Genomic DNA, 7,735 nt, shown 5'->3' with positions numbered 1-7,735 from the left:
AACACCCCGGGGGGCGCGGCGCTTACCCGGGCTACGACGCTGGGCAAACAGCAGCCCCCAACACGCCCACACAGCCCCCCCAAAAAAAAGAGGCGATGCCGCAAAAGCGCGGCATCGCCTCCCACACACAACACCTGCTGGATTGCTACTGCGGCAACTTAGAAGTTGCCGCCAAAGCTGGCGAACACCGTCGCATCACGTGCGGATTTCTGCATCGTGGTGGTGCTCAGGCCGATATTGCTTTCCAGGCCGAACAGGCTCAGACGCGCACCCAGCACTGCGGTGGCGTAATTGCGATCGAATTCCAGCCCCGGCACCTTGTACATGCCAACGTCCGCCATGGTCTGCAACCAGGCGCTGGCCTGCTTGCCGTCCTCGAACTCATGATCGTAGGTGACCTGCACGTAGGGCTTCACGCTTCCGCCATCAAAGCGGGCCTGCCAGCCGATGCGACCAACGGTCGAATCCAGGTCCTGGTCGCCATAGCCCAACGCGGTGGCACTGGCATTGCTTTCCACGTAGCCGTCCAGCTTCACCTTCTGCCAGACCACGGCAGCCACCGGACCGTGACGGAAACCACCTGCCTGACCGAACTCATAGCCAGCGTTGATTGCGGCAGTCAGGTTGCTGCCATCCGGTGAGCCCTTGTGCTCGCGGGTAGCCGGGCCGAGCTGCACCTTGCGGGTGACGTCGTAACCCAGCCAGCTGTAGCTCACCTGGCCGTTGACCCACGCGCGCTCGCCGTACCAGCCTGTGAACAGACCCAGCGTGGTGTCGTCCTGGGTGAAGTCGCCCTTGCTGTTGCCGAAATCGGCACTCATGCGGCCGTAGCCGGCGAAGCCGCCCAGCACCATGCCACCACGCGCCCAATCAACACCGAACAGACCAGCAGGCGCCAGACCGTCATACAGATCAGCATGGTCGTAGCGCTGCATGTCGCCGCGCACATTCCCCCACCAGCTCAGGCCATCGGCCGGACGCGAACCCAGGTGCGCGCCAACCTGATCGGCACGGGCGCGACCGGTGGTCTGTGCCGAATGGCTCAGGATCTGCTGCAGACGCGGCGCTTCCAGTACCGAGAGCGAGTACTGGCCGAGGATCTGGTGCGCCGCAGTGGTCGGATGTACACCATCGGCGAATACGTAAGTGTTGTTTGCATTCGGCGCAACCAGGCTCAGCGGCGAGCAGGTCAGCGACGAGGCCGAGGTGCAGGCCATGTTGCTGACGTTGGTGAAGCCATAGGTTCCCGGGTTTGCGACGATTTCCTGCAGGATGGTGAAAGTATCGACCGGAATCACCTGCAGCCCAGCCTGCTTGAGGCCGCCGAACAAGGCGTCGTTGTATGCCTTGGCCAGCGCGGTACCCTGCGCCATGCCGACGGCGCCGCCTGCGCGGGACGCCGGGGTCAAACCGATGTCAGGCAGCGTCGGGACCATCACGTACTGGGCACCTGCGGACTTCAGCGTGCCGACAATGCCGATCTGGTCGGTCACCGCCGCGCCGATGATGGCCTGCGCCTGGGCCGGCGCCGCCTGCACCGCAAACAGATCGTTTGCACCGCCCCACACCGTGTACAGCGCATTGGCATCAGCCTTGCCGCCGTTGGCCGCCAGGTACCTGGTCATCTGGGTTTTCATTGACGGGGTTGCGCCCAGCGCACCCACCGTATCCACACCCACGCGGGCGCCGCCAACAGCATAGTTGTCGCCAGTCTGGCCATTGCCGTTCGGGCTGGCATTGGTGCCGTACTGGTTGGCTACGTAATCCGCCCACACCCAACCCGGGTTGGTGGTGAAGCGGCCCACCACTGCAGCATTCGGATCCAGCTGCATCAACACCGGACGGAAGTAACCGGTATCGGTCAAGCTGTCACCGAAAAACACCGTCTTGGAATACGGCGACTGCGCCATGGCCGGCGCTGCCGCCAAGGCAATGGCGACAGCCACGGCAGCGCGCAGCGGGCGAAGGGAAAGAGACATGTTGAACTCCTGGGTGGGGAAAAGCGGGCAGACATACGCTGCCGCACGTTGTTATGTTTTCATTACCGCGTAAGACACACACGCTGCGCTGCCGCAAACTGTCTGTCCGCTGGGCTTTTGCGGCGGCTCTGGCGAGAATGGCGGCATGAACATCCATCTGAATGGCGAACCCCGCCAGCTGCAGCCCGCCCTGACCCTGATCGAACTGTTGGCCGCCGAAGGGCTGGCCGAACGCCGCGTGGCGGTTGAGATCAACGGCGACATCGTCCCGCGCAGCCAGCATGCGAGCCACACACTGCAGGACGGTGACGTGGTGGAAATCGTGCACGCGCTGGGCGGCGGCTGAAGCGCCGCAACCAGGTAATGCCGAGCCATGCTCGGCAGGGGCATCACCGGCGCACCATCAAATTTGTGGGAGCGGGGTAAGCCGCGAAGCTGCCCATACACAAAGGCAGAAAAGCCAACCGCTCCCCAGCCCTCCCCTTGCCTGCGGCAAAGGGCGGGAGCGACAGCGGCGGCTGCCAGCGCCACCTGTAGAGTGCAGACATGGCTGCGCCTGGGCTTTACCGATGATGCCCATGCCGAGCATGGCTCGGCACTACAGATCGGCGGGATGGGTGATAATTCGGGCATGAATGCAAATGTCCCCACCGATTCGCTGGTCATCGCCGGCAAAACCTATTCATCCCGGCTGCTGACCGGCACCGGCAAGTTCAAGGATCTGGAAGAAACCCGCCTGGCTACCGAAGCCGCTGGCGCCCAGATCGTCACCGTGGCCATCCGCCGCACCAACATCGGCCAGAACCCGGGCGAGCCCAACCTGCTCGACGTACTGCCGCCGGACCGCTACGCCATCCTGCCCAATACCGCCGGCTGCTATACCGCCGAAGACGCCGTGCGCACCTGCCGCCTGGCCCGTGAGCTGCTGGACGGCCACAACCTGACCAAGCTCGAAGTGCTGGGCGACCAGAAGACCCTGTACCCGGACGTGATGGCTACCCTCAAGGCCGCCGAACAGCTGGTCAAGGACGGTTTCGACGTCATGGTCTACACCTCCGATGACCCGATCCTGGCCAAGCGCCTGGAGGAAATCGGCTGCGCCGCGGTGATGCCGCTGGCCGCGCCAATTGGTTCTGGCCTGGGCATCCAGAACAAGTACAACCTGATCGAGATCATCGAGAACGCCAAGGTGCCGATCATCGTCGATGCCGGCGTCGGCACCGCCTCGGATGCGGCCATCGCCATGGAGCTGGGCTGCGACGGCGTATTGATGAACACCGCCATTGCCGGCGCCCGCAACCCGGTATTGATGGCCAGCGCCATGCGCAAGGCCGTGGAAGCTGGCCGCGAGGCTTTCCTCGCCGGCCGCATCCCGCGCAAGCGCTACGCCAGCGCCTCCTCTCCCGTTGATGGGCTGATCGGCTGATGACCAATCCTTTTGACAGCGCGGGCTCCAAGGCACCGCCCAAGCCCTTCACCGTGACCGAGGGTCGCCGCGAGATCCGCAGTTTCGTCCTGCGCCAGGGCCGCTTCACCCCGGCCCAGCAGCGCGCGTTCGACGACCGTTGGCCGCGCTTCGGCATCGACTTCAATGGCGAGCCGCGTGACCTGCAGGCCACCTTCGGCCGCAACGCCCCCAAGGTGCTGGAAATTGGCTTCGGCAACGGCGCCGCGCTGCGCTACGCCGCGCAGTTCGACACCTCCAAGGACTACATCGGCATCGAAGTGCACGCACCGGGCGTCGGCCGCCTGCTCAATGCGCTGGCCGATGACAATGCCGACAACGTCAAGCTCTACCACCACGACGCGGTCGAGGTGCTGGAGAAGGAAATCGCCGACGGCGCCCTGGACGAGATCCGCATCTACTTCCCGGATCCCTGGCACAAGAAGCGTCACAACAAGCGCCGTCTGGTGCAACCGGGCTTTGCCGAGCTGCTGGTGCGCAAGCTGCGCGTTGGCGGCCGTCTGCATTGCGCCACCGACTGGGAAGACTACGCCGAGCAGATGTGGGACGTGCTCGACGCCACGCCCGGTCTGGTCAACCGCGCCGGCCCGCGTGGCGCCGTGCCGCGTCCGGACTGGCGTCCGCAGACCCACTTTGAGACCCGCGGGCAGAAGCTGGGCCATGGCGTCTGGGATCTGCTGTATGACAAGCCCGGCAACACGGACGCCGGCTGAGTGATGAGGACGCGATGACAGCTGCACGCTTCCATGAGATTGCCGAACACGCTGCCTGCGCAGCGTTGATGGCAGAGTGCACTGTCAAACCGTCCCCGCTCCTCTCTTTGAAGTCACTGCCCTGATGGATACCGCGCTGACGCTCACCACCGATATGAAGCTCGTGCTCGGGCTGGTGGGCTTCACGATGGCGATGTTCCTGTTCGAGCGCATCCGCGCCGACGTGGTGGCGCTGGTGGTGATGGTGGTGCTGGGCGTCACCGGCTTGATTGCACCGGAGGAAATCTTCGGCGGCTTTTCCGGTAACGCCGTGATGAGCATCATCGCCACCACCATTCTCGGCGCCGGCCTGGACCGTACCGGCGCACTGAACCGGCTCGCCGGCTGGCTGCTGCGACGTTCGCATGGACTGGAACAACGGCTGCTGCTGCTGACCAGCGCAACCGCCGGCTTGAACTCCTCGTTCATGCAGAACCCATCGGTGATGGCGCTGTACCTGCCGGTCGCCTCACGACTGGCTTCGCGTACCGCGCTCACCCTGAAGCGCCAGTTGTTGCCGATCTCCGCCGCCATCGTGATGGGTGGCGCGCTGACCATGGTCGGCAACTCGCCGCTGATCCTGCTCAACGACTTGCTGGTCTCGGCCAACAACAACCTGCCCTCAGGCACCGCCACCATCGAGCCGCTGCGCATGTTCGCGCCGCTGCCGATTGGCGTAGCACTGCTGATCGCCTCACTGGCCTACTTCCGCTTCTACGGCAGCCGCAAACTGCAGGAAGAAGAAACCGAGAGCGAGGATGGCCAGGCCCCGGCCCGAACCGAAAGCTATTTCGCCAAGGCCTACGGCATTGAAGGCGATGTCTTCGAACTGCTGGTCACCGCCGAGAGCCCTCTGGTCGGCATGACCGTGGGCGAGGCTGAAAACCTGTTCGACGCTCCACTGTTCCTTGCACTGAAAACCGGCGACGACACTCGCCTGTCGCCACCGGCGGACATGCGCATCTGGGTCGGTAGTGCACTGGGCGTGATGGGTCCACGTCGGCAGGTCTCGGACTTCGCGCAGAACCAGTTCCTGCGCATGTCCTCGCGCCTGAAGCAGCTGGGCGACCTGTTCAACCCGGCCCGCGCCGGTATTTCCGAAGCGGTGGTGCCACCAACCTCGCGCCTGATCGGCAAGACCGCAGGTGAGCTGCGCCTGCGCAAGGAACGCGGCATCAGCCTGCTGGCGATCAACCGCGACAAGCAGGTGATCCGCGAGGACGTGCGCAACACCCCGCTACGCGCCGGCGACATGCTGGTCTTCCACAGCATCTGGCAGGACCTGGCCACTGCCGCCGAAAGCCGCGACTTCGTGGTGGTCACCGACTATCCCAAGGGCGAGCAGCGCCCGCACAAGTTCAAGATCGCGATGGCGATCTTCGCACTGACCATCATCATCGCGCTCACCTCGCACCTGCCGGTGGCCCTGACCCTGCTCACCGGCGTGGCTGGCATGCTGCTGACCGGCGTGCTGCGCATGGACGAGGCTTACGCAGCGATCAACTGGAAGACCATCTTCATGATGGCCGGCCTGATTCCGCTGGGTTGGGCGATGGACAGCAGTGGCGCGGCCGCCTGGATCGCCGGCCACACCATCGACAAACTGCCCGCTGGCATTCCGGTGTGGGCGCTGGAGATCGCCTTGGCGTTGCTGACCACCGCCTTCTCGCTGGTGATCAGCCATGTCGGCGCCACCATCGTGATGGTGCCGATCGCAGTGAACCTGGCCTTGGCTGCCGGCGGCAACCCCACCGCGTTCGCGCTGATCGTGGCCTTGTCGGCGTCCAACAACCTGATGACCGCGTCCAACCCGGTGATCTCGATGGCAATGGGCCCCGCCAAGTACACCCCGCGCGAGATGTGGCGGGTCGGTGGACCGCTGTCGCTGCTCTATACCGTGATCGTGGTGATCATGATCAACATCATGTTCTGAAAGGCTCCGGATCCTGTAAGAGCGGCGTAAGCCCCGAAGCCAGTGCACCTGCCGGCGCTAGCGGCGGAGACCCACCAGCCACCCAGCGAACAGCGGGTTTTTCCGATCAACAGACACTATCGGCCTTGAAGCACCAATGGCTTCGCGGCTTACGCCGCTCCTGCAAAAGCCGCAGCGCCTGCAAAACCGCTTGCCCAGCCTTCAACCCAGCAACACCTTTTCATCGCTCACCAGCACCGGGACCGCGCGCAGCGAGTCACCTTTGCACGGACCTGCGACGCAGATACCACCTTCCAGTTCGAACGAGGCACCGTGCACGGCGCAGACCAGATGCCCTTCGCGGCTCTTGAGGAACTGGCCCGGCGCCCAATCCAGGGCGCGCCCGGCGTGCGGGCAGACGTTCAACCACGCCCGCACCGCATCGCCATCGCGGTACAAGACCAAGGTTTCGGCATCGCCATCAACCACCGCCACCACCGCATGAAAGCCTTGATCAGGCACGGCGGCCAGCGGACAAAGTTCGATTCCGGAAGCGATGGCGCTGGACATTGGAACACCGATGCAAGTAATGCACTTATTGTCGCATGGGCAGCCAAGGCCAAAGCGAAGCTGACTCACGGCATTGTCGCGCCCCCTATTCAGACATCAATTAACGACAACTTCACGCAATTGGCCCGATCGCACCTGATACTCCACAGCAGACTCAACGTCATAGAGCTTTCATGAACATCCGTTACGTCCAATTTGCCAAGCTGCGCAACCTGTTCGAGCCGCGCAAACCGCGCAACCCGTTGGTGCGCATTGCCTTGGGCCTGCTCGGCATCGCAATCCTTGCGGTGCTGGTGGTCGGCGGCGTGTTCATTGGCGCGGCCATGATCCTGGGCGGCATCGCCTGGAAGCTGTTTGCATCGCGCAAGGCCCGCGCCATGCGCAAGGCCGACCCGACTGTGGTCGACGCCGAGTACCGTGTAGTGCGCAAGGCCGCCCTGCCGCAGGCACGCTAAGCCACGCAATGTAGTGCCGAGCCATGCCCGGCAGAGGCTTTGCCGACCATCTCTCCGGTAGTGCCGAGCCATGCTCGGCAGAGGCTTTCCCGGCGGTGCGGCAAGCGCCGCGATGCCACAGATGCGCCAACCAGTGAAGCGCTTACCCCTCCCCAACCCTCCCCTTCGCCACGCGAAAGGGAGGGAGCAGAAGCGGTAGTGCCGAGCCATGCTCGGCAGAGGCTTTCCCGGCGGTGCAGCAGGCGCTGCGACGTCACAGATGCTCCAACCAGTGAAGCGCTTCCCCCTCCCCAACCCTCCCCTTCGCCACGCGAAAGGGAGGGAGCAGAAGCGGTAGTGCCGAGCCATGCTCGGCAGAGGCCTTCCCGGCGGTGCAGCAAGCGCCGCGATGCCACAGATGCACCAACCAGCGAAGCACTTACCCCTCCCAACCCTCCCCTTCGCTACGCGAAAGGGAGGGAGCAGAAGCGGTAGTGCCGAGCCATGCTCGGCAGAAGCCTTACCGGTGCCCTCAAACTGTAGGAGCGGCGTGAGCCGCGAAGCAGGTGGTCGATCAGATTGCCGACATGCCGAGAGCTTCAAGTGTGCCGGCTTCGCGGCTC

7 protein-coding genes are annotated in these 7,735 nt (G+C 64.3%); 5 read left to right on the top strand and 2 right to left on the bottom strand.

Annotation, left to right across the window (positions count from 1 at the left end; translation table 11 throughout):
- Nucleotides 1-158: 158 nt before the first annotated feature.
- Nucleotides 159-1,946, bottom strand: a complete 1,788-nt coding sequence (locus QMX78_RS18785) for an autotransporter domain-containing protein (protein ID WP_282272413.1) — start codon at nt 1,944-1,946, stop codon at nt 159-161.
- 178 nt (nt 1,947-2,124) lie between these two features.
- Between QMX78_RS18785 and thiS the strand changes: the two genes are divergently transcribed.
- From thiS to QMX78_RS18765, 4 genes are all read left to right on the top strand, one after another.
- Nucleotides 2,125-2,325 (top strand): sulfur carrier protein ThiS, encoded by a 201-nt coding sequence (gene thiS, locus QMX78_RS18780; protein ID WP_282272411.1) that lies wholly within the window; start codon nt 2,125-2,127, stop codon nt 2,323-2,325.
- Between the two features lie 285 nt (nt 2,326-2,610).
- Nucleotides 2,611-3,405 carry a thiazole synthase gene (locus QMX78_RS18775; protein WP_282272409.1) on the top strand — a complete coding sequence of 265 codons (795 nt, stop codon included), beginning with the start codon at nt 2,611-2,613 and terminating at the stop codon, nt 3,403-3,405.
- Complete coding sequence (gene trmB / locus QMX78_RS18770; RefSeq protein WP_282272406.1) at nt 3,405-4,157, top strand: tRNA (guanosine(46)-N7)-methyltransferase TrmB; 753 nt, start codon at nt 3,405-3,407, stop codon at nt 4,155-4,157. Before QMX78_RS18775 ends, trmB begins: the two co-directional genes overlap by 1 nt.
- Nucleotides 4,158-4,281: 124 nt before the next feature.
- Entirely contained in the window at nt 4,282-6,129 is a 1,848-nt protein-coding gene (locus QMX78_RS18765) for an SLC13 family permease (protein ID WP_282272404.1), read from the top strand.
- 201 nt (nt 6,130-6,330) lie between these two features.
- On the opposite strand, the gene QMX78_RS18760 is transcribed toward QMX78_RS18765, so the two are convergent.
- Nucleotides 6,331-6,678, bottom strand: a complete 348-nt coding sequence (locus QMX78_RS18760) for a Rieske (2Fe-2S) protein (protein WP_282272402.1) — start codon at nt 6,676-6,678, stop codon at nt 6,331-6,333.
- A gap of 173 nt (nt 6,679-6,851) precedes the next feature.
- Between QMX78_RS18760 and QMX78_RS18755 the strand changes: the two genes are divergently transcribed.
- A complete protein-coding gene (locus QMX78_RS18755) occupies nt 6,852-7,133 on the top strand; it encodes a hypothetical protein (RefSeq protein ID WP_282272400.1) in 282 nt (93 codons plus the stop codon).
- The last annotated feature ends 602 nt before the right edge of the window (nt 7,134-7,735 follow it).

This window comes from Stenotrophomonas sp. PS02298, from assembly GCF_029959445.1.
Lineage (GTDB): Bacteria > Pseudomonadota > Gammaproteobacteria > Xanthomonadales > Xanthomonadaceae > Stenotrophomonas.
The sequence above is the reverse complement of the archived record's forward strand: the minus strand, read 5'-3'. Positions and strand labels throughout refer to the sequence as shown.